The sequence below is a fragment of the Ruegeria sp. G5 genome, from assembly GCF_056533365.1.
Genome location: NZ_JBQFOK010000007.1, coordinates 79,924 through 95,567 on the forward strand (window position 1 = coordinate 79,924; position 15,644 = coordinate 95,567).

At 56.9% G+C, this 15,644-nt stretch carries 16 protein-coding genes; 7 read left to right on the top strand and 9 right to left on the bottom strand.

Annotation, left to right across the window (positions count from 1 at the left end; all coding sequences use genetic code 11):
- Positions 1-7: 7 nt before the first annotated feature.
- The 3 genes from ACR0BD_RS13305 to ACR0BD_RS13315 form a co-directional block, all read right to left on the bottom strand.
- Complete coding sequence (locus ACR0BD_RS13305; RefSeq protein ID WP_480831108.1) at positions 8-1,579, bottom strand: DUF427 domain-containing protein; 1,572 nt, start codon at positions 1,577-1,579, stop codon at positions 8-10.
- Between the two features lie 103 nt (positions 1,580-1,682).
- Positions 1,683-2,384, bottom strand: a complete 702-nt coding sequence (locus ACR0BD_RS13310; protein WP_480831110.1) for a winged helix-turn-helix domain-containing protein — start codon at positions 2,382-2,384, stop codon at positions 1,683-1,685.
- Positions 2,356-2,643 (bottom strand): hypothetical protein, encoded by a 288-nt coding sequence (locus ACR0BD_RS13315; protein ID WP_480698018.1) that lies wholly within the window; start codon positions 2,641-2,643, stop codon positions 2,356-2,358. The genes ACR0BD_RS13310 and ACR0BD_RS13315 overlap by 29 nt, the downstream gene beginning before the upstream one ends.
- Before the next feature lie 175 nt (positions 2,644-2,818).
- Between ACR0BD_RS13315 and ACR0BD_RS13320 the strand changes: the two genes are divergently transcribed.
- From ACR0BD_RS13320 to ACR0BD_RS13335, 4 genes are all read left to right on the top strand, one after another.
- A complete protein-coding gene (locus ACR0BD_RS13320) occupies positions 2,819-3,286 on the top strand; it encodes a hypothetical protein (RefSeq protein WP_480698017.1) in 468 nt (155 codons plus the stop codon).
- A 109-nt stretch (positions 3,287-3,395) separates the two neighbouring features.
- Positions 3,396-4,028, top strand: a complete 633-nt coding sequence (locus ACR0BD_RS13325) for a ribonuclease HII (RefSeq protein ID WP_480698016.1) — start codon at positions 3,396-3,398, stop codon at positions 4,026-4,028.
- A 92-nt stretch (positions 4,029-4,120) separates the two neighbouring features.
- On the top strand, positions 4,121-5,224 hold the full coding sequence (locus ACR0BD_RS13330) for a DNA methyltransferase (protein WP_480831112.1): 1,104 nt from the start codon (positions 4,121-4,123) through the stop codon (positions 5,222-5,224).
- Between the two features lie 135 nt (positions 5,225-5,359).
- Entirely contained in the window at positions 5,360-6,748 is a 1,389-nt protein-coding gene (locus ACR0BD_RS13335; protein ID WP_480831114.1) for an adenylate/guanylate cyclase domain-containing protein, read from the top strand.
- Positions 6,749-6,825: 77 nt separating this feature from the next.
- Here ACR0BD_RS13335 and ACR0BD_RS13340 read toward each other — a convergent pair whose 3' ends face one another.
- Positions 6,826-7,962, bottom strand: a complete 1,137-nt coding sequence (locus ACR0BD_RS13340; protein ID WP_480831116.1) for an alkane 1-monooxygenase — start codon at positions 7,960-7,962, stop codon at positions 6,826-6,828.
- A 58-nt stretch (positions 7,963-8,020) separates the two neighbouring features.
- Complete coding sequence (gene mutY, locus ACR0BD_RS13345; protein ID WP_480831118.1) at positions 8,021-9,076, bottom strand: A/G-specific adenine glycosylase; 1,056 nt, start codon at positions 9,074-9,076, stop codon at positions 8,021-8,023.
- Positions 9,077-9,157: 81 nt separating this feature from the next.
- Between mutY and ACR0BD_RS13350 the strand changes: the two genes are divergently transcribed.
- On the top strand, positions 9,158-9,664 hold the full coding sequence (locus tag ACR0BD_RS13350) for a DUF721 domain-containing protein (protein ID WP_480831120.1): 507 nt from the start codon (positions 9,158-9,160) through the stop codon (positions 9,662-9,664).
- A 14-nt stretch (positions 9,665-9,678) separates the two neighbouring features.
- Positions 9,679-10,344 carry a DsbA family protein gene (locus ACR0BD_RS13355; RefSeq protein WP_480831122.1) on the top strand — a complete coding sequence of 222 codons (666 nt, stop codon included), beginning with the start codon at positions 9,679-9,681 and terminating at the stop codon, positions 10,342-10,344.
- Positions 10,345-10,379: 35 nt separating this feature from the next.
- Here the strand turns inward: ACR0BD_RS13355 and lpxK are convergent, their stop codons facing one another.
- Genes lpxK through ACR0BD_RS13375 form a run of 4 tightly spaced genes read right to left on the bottom strand, consistent with a single transcriptional unit; the run spans position 10,380 to position 14,730 of the window.
- Positions 10,380-11,378, bottom strand: a complete 999-nt coding sequence (gene lpxK, locus ACR0BD_RS13360; protein WP_480698009.1) for a tetraacyldisaccharide 4'-kinase — start codon at positions 11,376-11,378, stop codon at positions 10,380-10,382.
- On the bottom strand, positions 11,365-12,600 hold the full coding sequence (locus ACR0BD_RS13365) for a 3-deoxy-D-manno-octulosonic acid transferase (protein WP_480831124.1): 1,236 nt from the start codon (positions 12,598-12,600) through the stop codon (positions 11,365-11,367). The genes lpxK and ACR0BD_RS13365 overlap by 14 nt, the downstream gene beginning before the upstream one ends.
- Entirely contained in the window at positions 12,597-13,397 is an 801-nt protein-coding gene (locus ACR0BD_RS13370) for a 3'(2'),5'-bisphosphate nucleotidase CysQ (protein ID WP_480831126.1), read from the bottom strand. Before ACR0BD_RS13370 ends, ACR0BD_RS13365 begins: the two co-directional genes overlap by 4 nt.
- Positions 13,384-14,730 (bottom strand): TldD/PmbA family protein, encoded by a 1,347-nt coding sequence (locus ACR0BD_RS13375; protein WP_480831128.1) that lies wholly within the window; start codon positions 14,728-14,730, stop codon positions 13,384-13,386. Before ACR0BD_RS13375 ends, ACR0BD_RS13370 begins: the two co-directional genes overlap by 14 nt.
- Before the next feature lie 214 nt (positions 14,731-14,944).
- Here ACR0BD_RS13375 and ACR0BD_RS13380 point away from each other — a divergent pair, with 214 nt between their 5' ends.
- Positions 14,945-15,625, top strand: a complete 681-nt coding sequence (locus tag ACR0BD_RS13380; protein WP_480831130.1) for an FkbM family methyltransferase — start codon at positions 14,945-14,947, stop codon at positions 15,623-15,625.
- Positions 15,626-15,644 lie beyond the last annotated feature (19 nt).

The window sequence follows — 15,644 nt, forward strand, 5'->3', positions numbered from 1 at the left end:
ACGCGTTTTACCCATCCAATATTGCATCTGCTTCGGTCTTGAGGGCGAAGGATGCCACCGGTTTTGAGACATTGTGAAGTTTGACATCACCAAGCGGCACCGCGTTCGAACAGGCAGGCAGGATGTCAGCGGAAACGACGATCCGGTGATTGACTGTTTTGCCAAATTCCCCCAACCGAGCGGCAATGTTTGCAGCTTGGCCGATGACCGTAAAATCCAGCCGTTCGCGCGATCCGACATTGCCATAGGTCACGCGCCCATAGGCCACGCCGATCGAGCAGTCACAGTGGATTTCTGAGCCCAGTGTGCGTAGCTCTCCCAGTTTTTCGACGATTTCAATCGCAGTGCGCTGTGCATTGCCACGTGCGGTGATCGAGTCATCTCCGGCCGGGAATACAGCCAGGACCGCGTCGCCGATGAATTTGAGCACCTCGCCGCTGTTTTCATGCACGACGCCTGACACGGTTTCGAAGAAATCGTTCAGGTGGCTTATGTAGGCTTCCCGGCCCAGTTGTTCTTCTAGAAGGGTAGAATTGCGCAGATCGCAGAACATGATTGCGGCGTCGATCTCATCCCCATCGCCCCGCCGAATTTCGCCGCCCAGCACACGGGCGCCGGATCGCTTGCCAACATAGGTTTCCAGCAGAACCTGCGCGTTTTCGCGTTGCATGAAGACTTCGTAAAACCGCGCGATCACGGTTGAGCATTCAAAAACCAAACCGAGGTTTTCCGTGGTGAATCCGTCGGGATGATCGCAGGTCAGCGTTAGAACATTCGTGCGTCCATCGGAAAAGGGCAGGGGCATGGCGACGTAGTCAGTCGCCCCTTTGGCCCGTAAGTCTTCCATGATCGGAAAGCTGTTATGCGGGTTTTCGTCGTTCAGGCGTTGACGTACACCGCCCAGCCCGTTGGACACATGTCGCAAGGGGCTGTTGATATAGGCCGGGTGATCGTGGATCTCGTAGGTCGGTACGTTGGTCGATATTTTGTCGACGCCCTTTTCCCAGATGTAGTGCTTCCCCGCGATGAGCGGATGTAGGGACCACACCAGAATGCTGAGACGTTGAATGGCAATGCCATGTTCCAGCATTTTTTCAGAAAGCGCCTTGGTAAAGTCTTCCGACGATGAGATTTCGGACGCCCCTCGCATTAACCAGTCAATCAGCGGACCGCTGATATTGCCGTCATTTGGGTCGCGGAGCGCATTCTCGCCCAAATCGATCCGATCATAGGCTGCCGACGCGAATCCAATATGCCCTTGAATGATCTTGCTTTCAGGCAAGGCGTCTTCGTACGCCCAAACAGAGTTGGCCAGCCTTTGATCCGGAAGGATGACGTCATGATACGTTGCGGTGCCTTTGAATGGGCAAAACGTCTGAAGATCGGTCTCATCGCTCAGATCAACGCGGACATCCGCACGTGGAATGTAGATCATGGGCGGCAGCCGTGTCTCGTACATCACCTTTGCATTGGTGCTTTGGGCCAACAAGGTTTCGCCCCGGTAGATCGAAACCGGCCCCTCAAGCTCTTCTACGGTGATGTCATAGCCTGTGGCTTTTGGTGCGACGTGGACGTTCACGGTTAACCTCCTAGCGCGGGTCCTACTAGGATGGGCGCTTTACGAAGGCATTCCAAGGGGTGTGCCACTTTTTTCCGCTTTAACGGTTTGTTAGGCGGGCAGGTCAGACCATTTGGATGACGTCTTTTTCGATTGAAAGCATGTAGCCCTTTTTGGCGATGTTCTTGACCAGCAGTTCACTGACCATCTGGTTGCCCAAAGCGTCCCGCAGCCGTTTGATCCGGGTGGCACCAGCAGCTTCGTCGCAATCGGCAGCATTTCTGCCCGAGATCATCGCCTCGATTTGGGCGCCAGACAGAACCTCGTCGTCCAACCGGGACTCAGCCAAAACCGAAAGGGTCTCCATCGCGGCAGGCGTCAGCTTGAAATCCATGTTGTTGAGGTAAACGGTGTTTTCCTCGCGGCTGATCAGCAGGGATGTAACCTGAATACCCTTGCGTTCGATCTGTGCCATGCGGCGATTCAACAGCACCAGCATCACCAGAAAGACTAACGCCGTGACCAGCATTGCGCTTGCGAAAACCAGCAGAACGAAAATGACCATGCGATAGCTGGACAGCGTGTCGGCAAAAGCCGTTCCGGATTGTGCCAGGATTTCCAGCAGACGGATTTCGGCCTGCGTTGTCAGGTCACTTTCGACGAATAACCGTTCGACACGAGCGTTAAAGGCATTGGCGTCCGGCAAGGTCCAGAACAGGAAAACGGCTGCGGTCACCAGAATCAGAACAATCGCCGCGATACCCGCGCCGACCAGCCTTACACCTGATCGTCGCGCCTCAGTAACGGAGATAGAATTTTCCGGCATTGCCCTTCCTTTTGCCCAACCCTTCCGGCCCGAAAACTGACATGACATTCAGCAGGGTCCAGCCCGATCCACGCAGACGTTGCGAGACCTCTTTTTTCGCCTTTCCCTTGTCACAGGCAGACACTTTCATGACGCCGTAATGCAGCCGCAGCGGGTTGTCTTGCTTGGCCTTGTAATCGGCATAACAATCCGCGGCCGAAGCGCCAGTGCCGACCGATATCAGGGCAATGATAGCCAGAGAAGATAGGATCTGTTTCATAGGCTGCATCCTGCGCACGCCTTCGCCTGATATTCAATATCCTAAGGGGTTTCGGGGTCCTGATATCCGATAACATTTACCCGTTATTGCTTGTCTGAGGGGCAAGCGACCAGTGTTGGTGCAAGAAATTCGCGGTCCGCTTGGGATCGCATCAGCACGAAAAAGGACAAACAACATGCACCGCAAATTCATCGCTCTGATCGTTGCAACGGCAATCACAATCACAGGCGTTTCAGTGTCACAGGCGCGGGCCGCAGACGCCAAAGACATTCTCGGTGGTCTCGCTGCAATCGCGATCATTGGTGCGGGCGTGCACTACTACAACAAAGAAAAGGACAAAGAGCGTGCCAGCCGCCACAAGCAACATGTCTACAAACCAAAACCCGTAAAGCCGCATCATCCGGTACGGCCCTTGCCCCATCGGGTCGCCAGATATGATCTGCCCAGACGGTGCCTGCGGACATTCAAAAACTACTCGCACAAGCGCCCGCTCTATGGCCCGGGTTGCCTGCACGATCATTACAAATACGCAAATAGCCTGCCGCGAGAGTGCCTTGTCGGTTTCTGGAATGGCAAAAAGGTCAAGCGGGCATACGAACCCGCATGCCTGCGCCATCACGGATACCGCACGGTTTACAAGTAACCGTATCCGAGCAGGAGCGGCGCCAAAGAAGCGCTGCGGAAGAAGAGGGTGGCGAAAGCTGCCCTCTTTTTTTCTTGCTAAGGGCCCGGAAACAGGATTTCCCGGATCTATGACGATACCGAGTTACGACATTGAAACATCATTGGCCGAAGACGGTTATCTGCGGATCGCCGGTGTGGACGAAGTTGGCAGGGGTCCGCTTGCCGGACCTGTAGTTGCCGCGGCCGTTATCCTGAACCCGCAAGACATCCCCCAAGGTCTGAATGATTCCAAAAAACTGACAGCCAAGCGCCGCGCCGCTTTGGACAGTGTTCTGCGTGAATGCGCCGAGATTACACTTGCCGAAGCCTCGGTTGCTGAGATTGACGAACACAATATCTTGCGTGCCTCGCATTTGGCGATGGAGCGGGCAGTGGCGGCGCTGGACCCGCCACCGGATTTTGTTCTGATCGATGGAAACATGATTCCGCGCGGGCTGGAAATTCCATCGCGGGCTGTCATCAAGGGCGATGCACATTCGGTGTCGATTGCGGCTGCTTCGATCATCGCCAAAAACTGGCGGGATCAGCTGATGGTGGATTTGGCGCAACAGCATCCCGGATATGGATGGGAGACAAACGCGGGTTATCCGTCAAAACAACACAGGGAAGCCTTGCGAAATCTTGGTGTCACCCCACACCATAGACGTTCGTTCAAACCGGTCCACAATATCTTGTATCAAGAGAAAAACGTAAGTCGCTGATTCAAAAAAGAAATTGACGGCGAATCGTCTTTGACTCATCCTTGTCTCAACCAAATGAGCGCAAAAGCGCCGTGGACACTTGAGGCAGTGATATGACTACGACCACCAAAAAGGGCGCAAAAGCGCTCCCTTTAAACACGATTATATCCGGGGACTGCATCGACGTGATGAACAGTCTGCCGGAGGCGTCGGTTGATCTGATTTTCGCAGATCCGCCTTATAATCTGCAGCTGAAAGGTCAGTTGCACCGCCCGGACAACTCTCAGGTGGATGCGGTTGATGATCACTGGGATCAGTTCTCTAGCTTTGGTGCCTATGATCATTTCACGCGAGAGTGGCTGAAGGCGGCGCATCGTCTGCTCAAGCCCAATGGCGCGATTTGGGTGATCGGCTCGTATCACAACATTTTCCGGGTGGGATCGGCCCTGCAGGATGCAGGATATTGGATTCTGAACGACGTCGTATGGCGCAAGTCGAACCCGATGCCGAACTTCCGCGGAAAACGCTTTACCAACGCGCATGAAACGATGATCTGGGCCTCGAAACGCGAAGGTGCGAAATACACCTTCAATTACGAAGCGCTGAAGGCCCTGAACGAAGGCGTGCAGATGCGCAGCGACTGGGTTTTGCCGATCTGTACGGGGCATGAGCGGCTCAAGGATGAAAACGGTGACAAGGCCCATCCGACACAAAAGCCGGAATCGCTGTTGCACCGCGTTCTGGTCGGCTCGACCAATCCCGGCGATGTGGTGCTGGACCCGTTCTTTGGCACGGGCACCACCGGCGCTGTCGCCAAGATGCTGGGGCGTGAATTTATCGGGATTGAGCGCGAGGAAAGCTATCGCAAAGTAGCCGAAAAGCGCATCGCCAAGGTCCGCAAGTTTGACCGCGAGGCGCTGGAGGTCAGCGCCAGCAAACGCGCGGAACCGCGCGTGCCATTTGGTCAACTGGTTGAACGCGGCATGCTGCGTCCGGGCGAAGAGCTGTACTCGATGAACCAGCGCCACAAAGCCAAGGTCCGTGCCGATGGAACGCTGGTGGGCGACAATGTCAAAGGCTCGATCCATCAGGTTGGTGCGCATCTTGAGAATGCCCCTTCTTGCAATGGCTGGACCTATTGGTGCTTTAAGCGCGATGGCAAGACAGTACCGATTGACGTGCTGCGCCAGCAAATCCGCGCCGAGATGCACAACTGATTTCTTGAATACCGCCGGTGCCTGTGGCCTGACACATGGCACTTAAGCCTTGCCCCGCCGATTTCGGCGGGGTCTTTTGTTTTCGTTACATGCTCAATTCGATAACGTCTGCGGTGCACCGAGGGAGGCTCTGCAATGTCCGAAACCACAGTCAGTGAGTCCCGGTTCAACCGACTTTTCCTAACGCGCCCCGATTCCTATGATCTCGACAACAAATACACCGAGGCTGCGCTGGAAAAACACAAGCGCGAGGGGTTAGAGCTGGCGGTTCGCGCCCGATGGATCGCGATGGCGCTGACCGGAGTATTGCTCATTTTCCTGAACCCGCATTGGGAAGTGCTGTGGTATCACTTCATCCTGTTGCTGATCTGCGCGAATGGCTGGCTGATCCGGCGCGCGGGTCGTGTGGGGCAATCGCGTGTCGAGCTTCTTCTGATCTTCGTTGATCTTTTTCTTATGACTTTGGGAATGATTGTTCCCAACCCGTTCAGCGACGACGTGCGCCCTTTGGCCATGCAGTACCGGTTCGACAACTTCCAGTATTTCTTCATCATTCTGGCTGCGGGGACATTGGCATACTCATGGCGCACGGTCGTGGCAATCGGGTCGTGGACTGCGATGATGTGGACAGCGGGCTGGATCATCGCCTGGTGGGTGGCCACACCCATTCCCGGGATCAGCGAGCGCGTGGCTGAGGCGTTGGCAGGCTACCCGGATGTGGCTGAGTTGCTGGACCCCAACAGCTTTATGCCATCGCAGCGCATCCAGCAGGTGGTCGTGTTCATGATGGTTGCGGTGACTTTGGGTATCTCAATGCGGAGGCTTAACCGTCTTTTGATGAGCAACGCAGGTCTGGAACGCGAACGCGCAAACCTGTCGCGTTACTTTTCACCGAACGTCGTCGAAGAGCTAAGCCAGAATGACGAGCCGTTGAAACAGGTTCGAAAAGAAAACATAGCCGTGTTGTTCATCGACATAGTCGGCTTTACCAAATACGCGGCTGGCCGGGATCCTTACGAAGTGATCGAGGTCTTGCGTGGTTTTCACGCCCGCATGGAGACTGAAGTATTTCGCCATCACGGCACGTTGGACAAATACCTTGGGGATGGTTTGATGGCCACCTTTGGTACGCCGGTAACGACCCCACTGGACGCGAGCAATGCGGTGGCCTGTGCCCGGGCAATGGTTGACGTGATGGACCGTTGGAATGTCGAAAGACGGCGTTCGGGAGAGCCCGAAATCCACGTTGGGATAGGCGTGCATTTTGGATCGGTTGTTCTGGGTGATATCGGGGCCAACCGGTTGGAGTTCGCCGTGATTGGGGACGCTGTGAATGTCTCGGCGAAGCTGGAGGCGATGACGCGTGATTTTGGGGCGCGAGTGGTTCTAAGCGACGCAGTGCGCAACCGGTTGGTCGAGGAAGGCACCAATCCGGCCGACCAGATGGCAGGGTTTGAGAAAGCCGAAAATCAAAACGTGAGGGGTGTGAAGGACCCACTGGATATCTGGGTAATGAAGCCGTAGTGCTCCCGCCGATCTGAATAGCATCAAAGATGCAATTCACCTCGTTGGGCCCAGCAGCGCGCGATCGCGCGCTGCGGTCACGCCCTTGGCAGCGGATTTTGCGATGTGTTGTAGGGCTTCCAATCCGTAATATCCGGGTAGTATTGCTGCCGCCACGCCCGGACCCGCGGGTTCATGACGTGTCGCCAAAGGGGTGGAATCATCGCGGCAACGGTCATCACCGGGTACCCATACGGAAGCTGCGGGGCGGCGTCTTCCGGGTGGTGCTGCAGAAGCGGGAAGCGTCGGTTTGGTTTGTAATGGTGGTCCGAGTGGCGTTGCAGGTTGATCAACAACCAGTTGGATGCCTTTTGTGACGCATTCCACGAATGGCGCGGCTGGACGTGTTCGTATTTGCCGTCGCCTAGATGTTTGCGCGTCAGGCCGTAATGCTCGACATAGTTCACAAGTTCCAGTTGCCAGATCGCGACACCTGCCTGCAACAGAAACAAGCCAAGGCCGGGCAGGCCGCCCAAAACAAAGGCCAACATCAGCATCCCGGCCTGCAAACCCCAATACCGCCAGAACGGGTTGGAACGGTCGGTCCAAGGGCGGCCTTTGCGTGACAGCATGTTCTTTTCAGCCTCGAAGGCAGAAATCAGGCACTCTTTCAGAACACGGGGGTAAAAGCGGTGGAACCCTTCGTTGTAACGTGCGGTCACAGGGTCACGCGGTGTGCCGACATAACGGTGATGCACCAGCAGATGCTCGGACCGGAAGTGAGAGTAAAGCACCATGGCAAGAAGGATATCACCCAACAGACGCTCGGTTTTGCCTTTCTGGTGCATCAATTCATGACTGTAATTGATCCCGACGGTCCCCGAGATCACACCCATTCCAAAAAACAGCCCTATTGTGGCAGCCGTCGACAGGTGATCCGTGTGCGTTGCGTACCAGATCAGGCCGAACAGTGTCAGAAACTGAATTGGCGCCCAAATGTTGGTCAGCAGGATGTACCACTGCAACCCATTATCTGGCGTATCGGGGTCGGCATTGTTCAACTCGAGCCCGGTCAGCTTGTCCAGCACGGCGAAAGCCCACCATGTGAAGATCGGAACCAGCAGGACCCACCAGCCGCCCAGGGATGCGGAAACCCAGATCAGCGGTATCAGTAGAATTGAGACCCAGAACGGCATGGCCGATTGCCAGCGGGAAAGGGTGTCTGGTGAAAGCATGTGAGCGCTCCGAATTTGTGTTCCGAGGTCGACCTCAGACGGTGTTCGGAAAAACGTGTTATCGACCAAGCCAGAGGTCAAGCGCCTTGCGCATCACAGTTGGAAGAACGTTGGGTCGAAACGCGTGTTTGTCCATGATGACAAGCTCGCCCGGGTGCATGTCATCCGGGAGCGGGGCCGACCAGATACGAAGAATCAGGTGAAAATGGGTAAAGGTATGGCGCACTTCGCCCGGCAATAACTGCCACTCGGCCACGAAGGGTGGGGCTTCTTGTGGTGCGTCGGACCAGTCCGAGCCCGGCCAGCCCAGCATCCCGCCCAATAGGCCCTTGTCCGGGCGGCGTTCCAGAAGAAGCGCACCATCGGCACGCTGGGCGATATAGATGTGCCCATGCCGGGTGGGTTTGGGTTGCTTGGGGGTTTTGCGCGGCAAATCCGCTTGCGTTCCCACCTGTCGCGCCGCGCAAGGGTTGCGCAGGGGGCATATCCCGCAGGCAGGCGACTTGGGCGTGCAGATTGTGGCCCCAAGATCCATAACCGCCTGTGCGTAATCGCCGGGCCGTTTGGAAGGTGTCAGGATGCTGGCCTTTTCCTTGAGCAGAGGCTTTGATCCGGGAAGCGGGTCGTGGATGTCATAAAGCCGCGCCATCACACGTTCGACATTGCCGTCCAGAACGGTTTCGGGGCGATCAAAGGCGATGGCGGAAATGGCGGCGGCCGTATAGGGCCCAATGCCGGGCAGGGTCAGCAAGGCATCATATGTGTTGGGGAATACTCCGCCATGCTCGTCCGCTACGACCCTGGCACATTTCAAAAGGTTTCGCGCACGCGCATAGTAACCCAGCCCGGCCCATTCCCCCATCACCTGATCATCCGGCGCAGAGGCCAGTGCCTGAACTGTGGGCCAGCGAGAGGTAAACCGCAGGAAATAGTCACGCACTGCGGCCACTGTCGTCTGTTGCAGCATCACCTCGGACAGCCATACCCGGTACGGGTCAGGAGCGACGCCTGCCGCGCGATCTGCCGGGCTTACACGCCAGGGCATTTCGCGTGCATGGCGGTCATACCAGGCCAACAATCCACCGCTCACGTCAAATTCACTGGTGTCACGCAAGTTTTATGTATCTCCATGTCGGGTTTCGCTGGTACCCGGTGTCCTGCCCTCTACAATAGGAGAGCAGGAGTTGGAATCCAGATGCAGCGCAGACGTTCTTCGACACGCGGTTTCAAACGTACCGCGACATTGCTGAACGACCAGATCAGGCGCGCCGGCGAAAGCCGGGGTTTCGCCGTGTCACGCCTGTTGACCCATTGGGCTGAGATTGTTGGGCAGGATATGGCCGCAATCGCGCGTCCGGTGAATGTGGGCTATGGCAAGGGTGGCATGGGGGCTACGTTGACTGTGCTGACAACTGGCCCAAAGGCTCCGATGCTGGAAATGCAGAAAGAACAGCTGCGGGGCAAGGTGAACGCCGTTTATGGCTATAATGCGATCAGTCGGGTTCGCATCACGCAGACTGCGCCAATGGGATTTGCCGAGGGGCAAGCCAGTTTCGATCACAAACCGAAACAGCCAAAACCTACAATTGAACCTGAAATCGTGGCCGAGGCAGGCCGGGCCGCGCAGGACGTCCATGATGGCGATTTGCGCGCAGCCCTTGAACGTCTGGGCCGTAACGTTCTATCCAAACAAAAACGCTGAGAAAGGGCTGATACATGAGCCGTATTGCAACCGGAATATGCGCGGCTGTCGCAATAGCCGCAGGCGGCTATTGGATGTCGCTGTCGAACTCTTCTTCCCCCTCGTTCCCGCTGATCAGCAGCGCTGAGGCGCAAGAAGCCGATTTGGATACGTCGACCATTGTCGAAATGACACTGGGTGCCGAGGATGCTCCGGTCGAAATCATCGAATACGCATCCTATACCTGCCCGCACTGCGCGAACTTCCACAAGGGCCCGTATAAACAGCTCAAGAAGGATTTCATCGACACCGGCAAGGTCAAGTTCATCTACCGCGAGGTGTACTTTGATCGCTACGGGCTTTGGGCGTCAATGGTCGCGCGCTGCGGTGGTCCCGAAAAGTTCTTTGGCATCTCTGACCTGATATATGAGGGCCAGTCCGAATGGACCCGCGCCGGTGGCCCTGCCGAGATCGTGGACGAGCTGCGCAAGATCGGACGTTTGGCCGGGATTGAAAGTGATCAACTCGAAGCCTGCCTGCAGGACGGCACACGCGCGCAGACGCTGGTTGCCTGGTATCAGGAAAACGCCGAGCGTGATGGCATCCAGGCGACTCCGTCCTTTATCGTGAACGGTAAAGCGGTGGACAACCAGCCCTATGAGGAATTCAAAAAGCTGATCGAAGCCGAATTGGGCAGCTGATCCACGGTAAGGCCGGTCTTTTGACCGGCCACGACTTAAGGAGAAGGTGCGACATTCAGCAACATCTGGCGCACCATCTCTGCCTCGTTGACATGAAGTCGAACCGGAAGAGTGATCACCTTGCTGCGAAACGCGGCAGGTAATCTTACGGCGTCTTTTTCCGTGGTGACCATCTGGGCACCGAGCAGACGAGCCTCGTTCTCCAATCGCGTCATCAAGGCGGGAGTGAGTGGTTGGTGGTCATCCAGCGCTTCGGCTCTGAGTAGTTTCGCCCCTTGCTGACGTATCGTTGCAAAGAACTTTTCCGGGTGGCCAATCCCGGCAAAAGCCAGAACCGGTGTGTCGTGCCAGTCCATGCCTGTTTGCAGGGGTTGAACAGCACCGGTCGCATGAAGGATGTCCACCGCATCACCCCATATCTCAGAAAACTTGGACTGGGATTCCGCATCGCCCAAAGACAGAACAAGGTCTGCGCGTTGCAATCCCACTTCAACCGGTTCTCGCAGTGGACCGGCTGGTAGGCAAAGACCATTACCAAACCCTCGTGCGGCATCGACAACGATGACCGACAAATCCTTGGCAACCGACGGGTTCTGAAATCCATCATCCAGAATGATCACGGTTGCCCCTGCGGCGGCTGCAGCACGTGCCCCCTCAGCGCGGTCTTTGGCGACCCAGACGTCTGCAAATGCAGCAATCAGCAGAGGCTCGTCCCCCACCTCATCAGCAGAATGCTTACCAGGATCGACGCGGACCGGCCCCTCGAGTGAGCCGCCGTGACCACGTGTTACGACATGTGCCTGATGCCAGGCGTCGCGCAACTGTTCGATCATCCAAATCACGGTTGGGGTTTTCCCGGTCCCGCCCGCGTTCAGGTTGCCGACACAAATGACGGGGACATCCGGTGCAAACCCTGGGCCTTCGGCGATACGCCTTGCCGTAGCAGCCGCATATAGCCGTCCCAAAGGCGACAATAGCCGAGCCCTGAGTGCAGGTTTGTCCGGGGTGGTGCTCCAGAAGTCAGGTGCTTGCATGATCTTCACCCCGCTGATCCAGGTAATCCTGCACAATGTCGATCAGGTGATCCGTTTGCGGGGCACCCTCTGACACGATTTCCCACCCGGCCAATGCCATGTTTGCAGCCTGATCCGGTGCCAGCAGTTCGACCACGGTGTCGCCAAGCTCGGTCGCTGTTCTAACTGCACGTGCTGCGTTGGCCCGGTTCAGCTGATCGTATAGCTGCTGATGGCGATGCACAAACGGGCCATGTATGATCGCCGACCCAAGCGCTGTTGCCACAAGTGGGTCGTGGCCCCCCGCACCGCGTTCCAGCGAACTGCCCATGAAGGTTACTGGTGAGATACGATACCAAAGGCCCAGATCTTCGGTGGTGGCTGAGAGAATGACCTGTGTCGTATCTTCGATCGTTCCACTCTCATCCCAGTTGGAACAGCGTAAATCCATCGACTCGAGCCTGCGGTGCAGCGGACCGGCTTCGGCGGTGTCGGCGACATGCAGAACAAGGGCCAGACGCGGCAACATGCGCATTGCCTGACGGTGGGCGCTGAGCACTGAGATGAACTCTTTGTCCTGCACATAAGCTGCCAGCCAGATGGGACGACCCGACAGGGCATGGTTCATTTCGATCAGTTCATCTTCGGGCCAAGGGCGAGGGTTGGGACTGACATGCAGCGGCGGTGCCGTATCCACTTTCGATGAGGAAATTCCCAACCGTCGGATATGGCGCACAGTGTCCGGCGAGGCTGCCAGAATCTTGTGAAAGCAATCAAGCGTATACCGTGTGATGTCCGGTAACCATCGGCCGCCCCGAGCGACGTTGATGTCAACCTCGGCTTCGATCAGGATCAAAGGGATCCGACGCTCTTCGGCGCGGGTGATGATGTTGGGCATCAGCCCACCACCGACCCAGATTGCGAGATCGGGCTCCCAGTGATCCAGAAACGCCCGCGCTGCACCGGTCTGTTCCGATGGCAGGTTGACCATTGGGTATTCACATTTGTCCCACCTGTTTAAATCGGCCTCGGGCGGTGCTGTCAAAACGATCGACAGGTTCGGGCGGGCCTGTAGCAAACGTTGGCAGAAATCCACGACCGCGCGCTGCCGGCTGTCCGATGCAATGTGCAGCCAGATCAACTCGCCCTTGGGACGTTGAGCGTATAGCTGATCGGCCCCATTGGGTACGCCCCATGACAGGACACGGTAAGCTGCTAGGCTTAATGAGCGCGGTTTGCTCATGGTTGTATTCCGGGGCCTTTCGGTGCCAGTTTTCGCGACAGTTGATTGTGTATATCACGACCACCTGCAATGACCCCATTCAGACGCGGATGTGCGTTGTTGAAACGCAACGGTTCCCCCATTCGGTCCGAGCACACTCCACCTGCCTCGCGTATGATCAGATCCCCGGCAGCAATGTCCCATTCCCAACTTGGGCGTAGCGTCAGCATGGCGTCGAACCGCCCCTGTCCGACCAAAGCCAACCGATAGGCCAGCGAAGGACGGTAGTTTCGCCCAAAGACCGGAACATCGTGATCTCGCCAGTGGTGGGGCGCGAGATTGGGTTTCGCGGCCAGTACCTCGGCCAATTTCAGGTCATTGATATCAGACACTTTGATCGGAGCGTCGTTCAAAGTTGCACCCTGCCCAACGGCTGCGGCGTACATGAGGTCACGCATCGGCAGATAGATCACTGCCGCTGTTACGATGCCATGCTCGGCCACCGCCAATGAGTGTGCCCATGTCCGCGACCCTTCGGCGAAACTGCGGGTGCCGTCGATCGGATCGATGATGAAGACCTTGTCCTTGGACAGCCGATGTGCGGAGTCCTCGGTCTCTTCGCTAAGCCAACCGTATTTCGGCCGCGCCGATGGTAACCTTTGTTCCAGCATTGCGTTCACGGCAAGGTCGGCCTCGGTGACCGGGCCGGCACCGTCTGGTTTGTCCCAGCGCTGGGCCGTTGAACCTGAAAAGCGCGTGGCGATCTTTCCGGCCTCTAACGCGGCGTCGATCAGCAAAGGCAGGTCAGTTGCCGGCAAGTGTCATCCCTTCGACCAGCAAAGACGGGACGACACGCGACAGATAACTGCGCGCGTCATTGGCAGGGATGATCCGTTTCAGCATATCCCGCAGATTTCCGGCGATCGTGCATTCATTGACCGGATACGTGATCTCTCCGTTTTCGACCCAGAACCCTGATGCACCACGAGAATAATCGCCTGTATTCGGGTTGATCGTCGATCCGATCATCGAAGTCACCAAAAGGCCAGTCCCCATGTCGCGCAGCAAGTCGTCGCGGCTTTGCGCGCCCTGCGTCAGCGCAAGGTTCCAGTTGCTGGGCGATGGCGGGCCCGAAACACCGCGCACCGCGTTTGCGGTCGATGTCATCTCAAGCTTACGCGCGCTGGCCAGATCCAGCGTCCAACCGGTCAGGATACCGTTTTCTACAATCGCGCGGCGCTGCGTCGGCAAGCCTTCGGCGTCGAACGGGCGTGATCCACCAATGCGCGGTCGATGCGGGTCCTCGATCAAAGACAAGTGTTCCGGCAGAACCTGCTGCCCCAAGCAATCCGAAAGCCACGATGCACCACGGGCGACAGATGCTCCGTTGCTGGCGCCCAACAGATGACCAATCAGCGAGGATGAGATGCGTTCGTCGAACAGAACCGGAAACGTCCCCGTTGCAGGCTGGCGTGCGCCCACCTGTTGCACGGCCCGTTCCCCGGCGGTTTGGCCGATTTCCTTGGGGCTGCGCAGATCGGCCTGAAAGGTTCGGCTGTCACCGTCATAGTCGCGCTCCATCCCCGTACCTTCGCCCGAGATCGCAACGCATGAGGTCGACCGACTGCTGCGTTCGTACCCGCCGGAAAACCCGTTGGTCGCGGCCAAATGGACCCGGTGAACACCATAGGATGCTGCCGCGTCAGAAACCTGTGTGACCCCTTTTACTGCGAGTGCCGCAGCCTCGGCGGCCAAGGCATCTTGCAGCAGGGCTTCGGCGCTGGGCTCGGGCGTGGGGTCAAATAGCTCCAGCGCTTCCATATCCCAGCTCGTCGCCAACTGATCACTGTCGGCCAGTCCGGTGAAAGGATCTTCGGGCGCTTCTTTAGCCATTGCGACGGCGCGCTCGGCCATGGCCGTGATGGTGTCAGGGTTGCTGTCCGAGCTTGAGACGATCGCCTGCTTTTTTCCAAGAAAAACCCGCAGCCCCAAATCGGCACCTTCAGACCGCTCGGCATGTTCCAGCGCACCAGCGCGGACTTCGACCGAAACCGAGGACCCGTCCAAGACAATAGCGTCAGCCGCTTCAGCCCCGGCCTTTCGGGCTGCGTCCAGCAGGTTCTGGCTGATTTCTTCAAGTGTACGGGTCATGAAGCCTCCGGTCTGATTGTACTGGACCTAGCCTTGGATGACATGTCCCGCAAGGGCCGCGCGTGCGCCAAGTCCAATGCAACAGTCAAAAGACGGCAAAAACTTTACGTTACCGCAAAAAACCGGCTGCTATGGTTGAGCCCTTGGGCTAAACCTCAATACGAAAAGGATGTTCACTGGTGGCCCTCGAACAGGGGCACGGTCAGGAAAATATATGCAGGACTATCTTTCGCTACGCGGTGTTCAGATACCAAATGACCCCAAAATCATCACGCCACAGGTTGCGCGGTCCATCCGGGCTGAGCGGTATGAAAAGGACGAAGTGACGGGTCTGCCGAAATTTATCGACCCGGCGGATCGCGTGGTTGAGCTTGGTGCAGGAATAGGGTTCATTTCTAGCTATCTTGCCAGCCAATTGAATGTTCAATCGGTTATGTGCGTCGAAGCAAACCCAACGTTATGTGAGTTCATCGGCCGCGTTCATGCAGCGAACGGCATTGAAGGCGTCGATGTGCTGAACACGGTCGCGCTTGCCGATTCTCAAAGCTTGGGAACATCCACGTTCTACATCCGTGACCCGTTCTGGTCGTCGTCACTGGACCCGAAACCAGACTATGTCGAAGAAGTTCAGGTGCCTGAAAGACACCTTTCGGAAATTCTGACGGGTTTTGATGCGAACGTTCTCATCGTTGATATCGAAGGTGGTGAAAAGTACCTGTTTGACGGGGCCAATCTGGCGAACGTTCAAAAGGTATATCTTGAAGTGCACACGCGAAAGATTGGCTTGCGAGGCATCAAAGCTTGTTTTGATCACCTGTCGGCGCTTGGTTTTGCCTACGATCAGCGTGTCAGCAGCGGTGGGTCTGTTCTGTTCCGGCGTATTGGTCGCAGGTAAAACGGGGAAGGCAGCGCTG

Bases quoted from the DNA above. Each gene is read 5' to 3' on its own strand.
- ACR0BD_RS13365 (WP_480831124.1), bottom strand. From the start codon at position 12,600: ATGAGCAAACCGCGCTCATTAAGCCTAGCAGCTTACCGTGTCCTGTCA.
- ACR0BD_RS13335 (WP_480831114.1), top strand. From the start codon at position 5,360: ATGTCCGAAACCACAGTCAGTGAGTCCCGGTTCAACCGACTTTTCCTA.
- lpxK (WP_480698009.1), bottom strand. From the start codon at position 11,378: ATGCAAGCACCTGACTTCTGGAGCACCACCCCGGACAAACCTGCACTC.
- ACR0BD_RS13340 (WP_480831116.1), bottom strand. From the start codon at position 7,962: ATGCTTTCACCAGACACCCTTTCCCGCTGGCAATCGGCCATGCCGTTC.
- ACR0BD_RS13375 (WP_480831128.1), bottom strand. From the start codon at position 14,730: ATGACCCGTACACTTGAAGAAATCAGCCAGAACCTGCTGGACGCAGCC.
- ACR0BD_RS13315 (WP_480698018.1), bottom strand. From the start codon at position 2,643: ATGAAACAGATCCTATCTTCTCTGGCTATCATTGCCCTGATATCGGTC.
- ACR0BD_RS13355 (WP_480831122.1), top strand. From the start codon at position 9,679: ATGAGCCGTATTGCAACCGGAATATGCGCGGCTGTCGCAATAGCCGCA.
- ACR0BD_RS13350 (WP_480831120.1), top strand. From the start codon at position 9,158: ATGCAGCGCAGACGTTCTTCGACACGCGGTTTCAAACGTACCGCGACA.
- ACR0BD_RS13320 (WP_480698017.1), top strand. From the start codon at position 2,819: ATGCACCGCAAATTCATCGCTCTGATCGTTGCAACGGCAATCACAATC.
- ACR0BD_RS13380 (WP_480831130.1), top strand. From the start codon at position 14,945: ATGCAGGACTATCTTTCGCTACGCGGTGTTCAGATACCAAATGACCCC.
- ACR0BD_RS13325 (WP_480698016.1), top strand. From the start codon at position 3,396: ATGACGATACCGAGTTACGACATTGAAACATCATTGGCCGAAGACGGT.
- ACR0BD_RS13330 (WP_480831112.1), top strand. From the start codon at position 4,121: ATGACTACGACCACCAAAAAGGGCGCAAAAGCGCTCCCTTTAAACACG.
- ACR0BD_RS13310 (WP_480831110.1), bottom strand. From the start codon at position 2,384: ATGCCGGAAAATTCTATCTCCGTTACTGAGGCGCGACGATCAGGTGTA.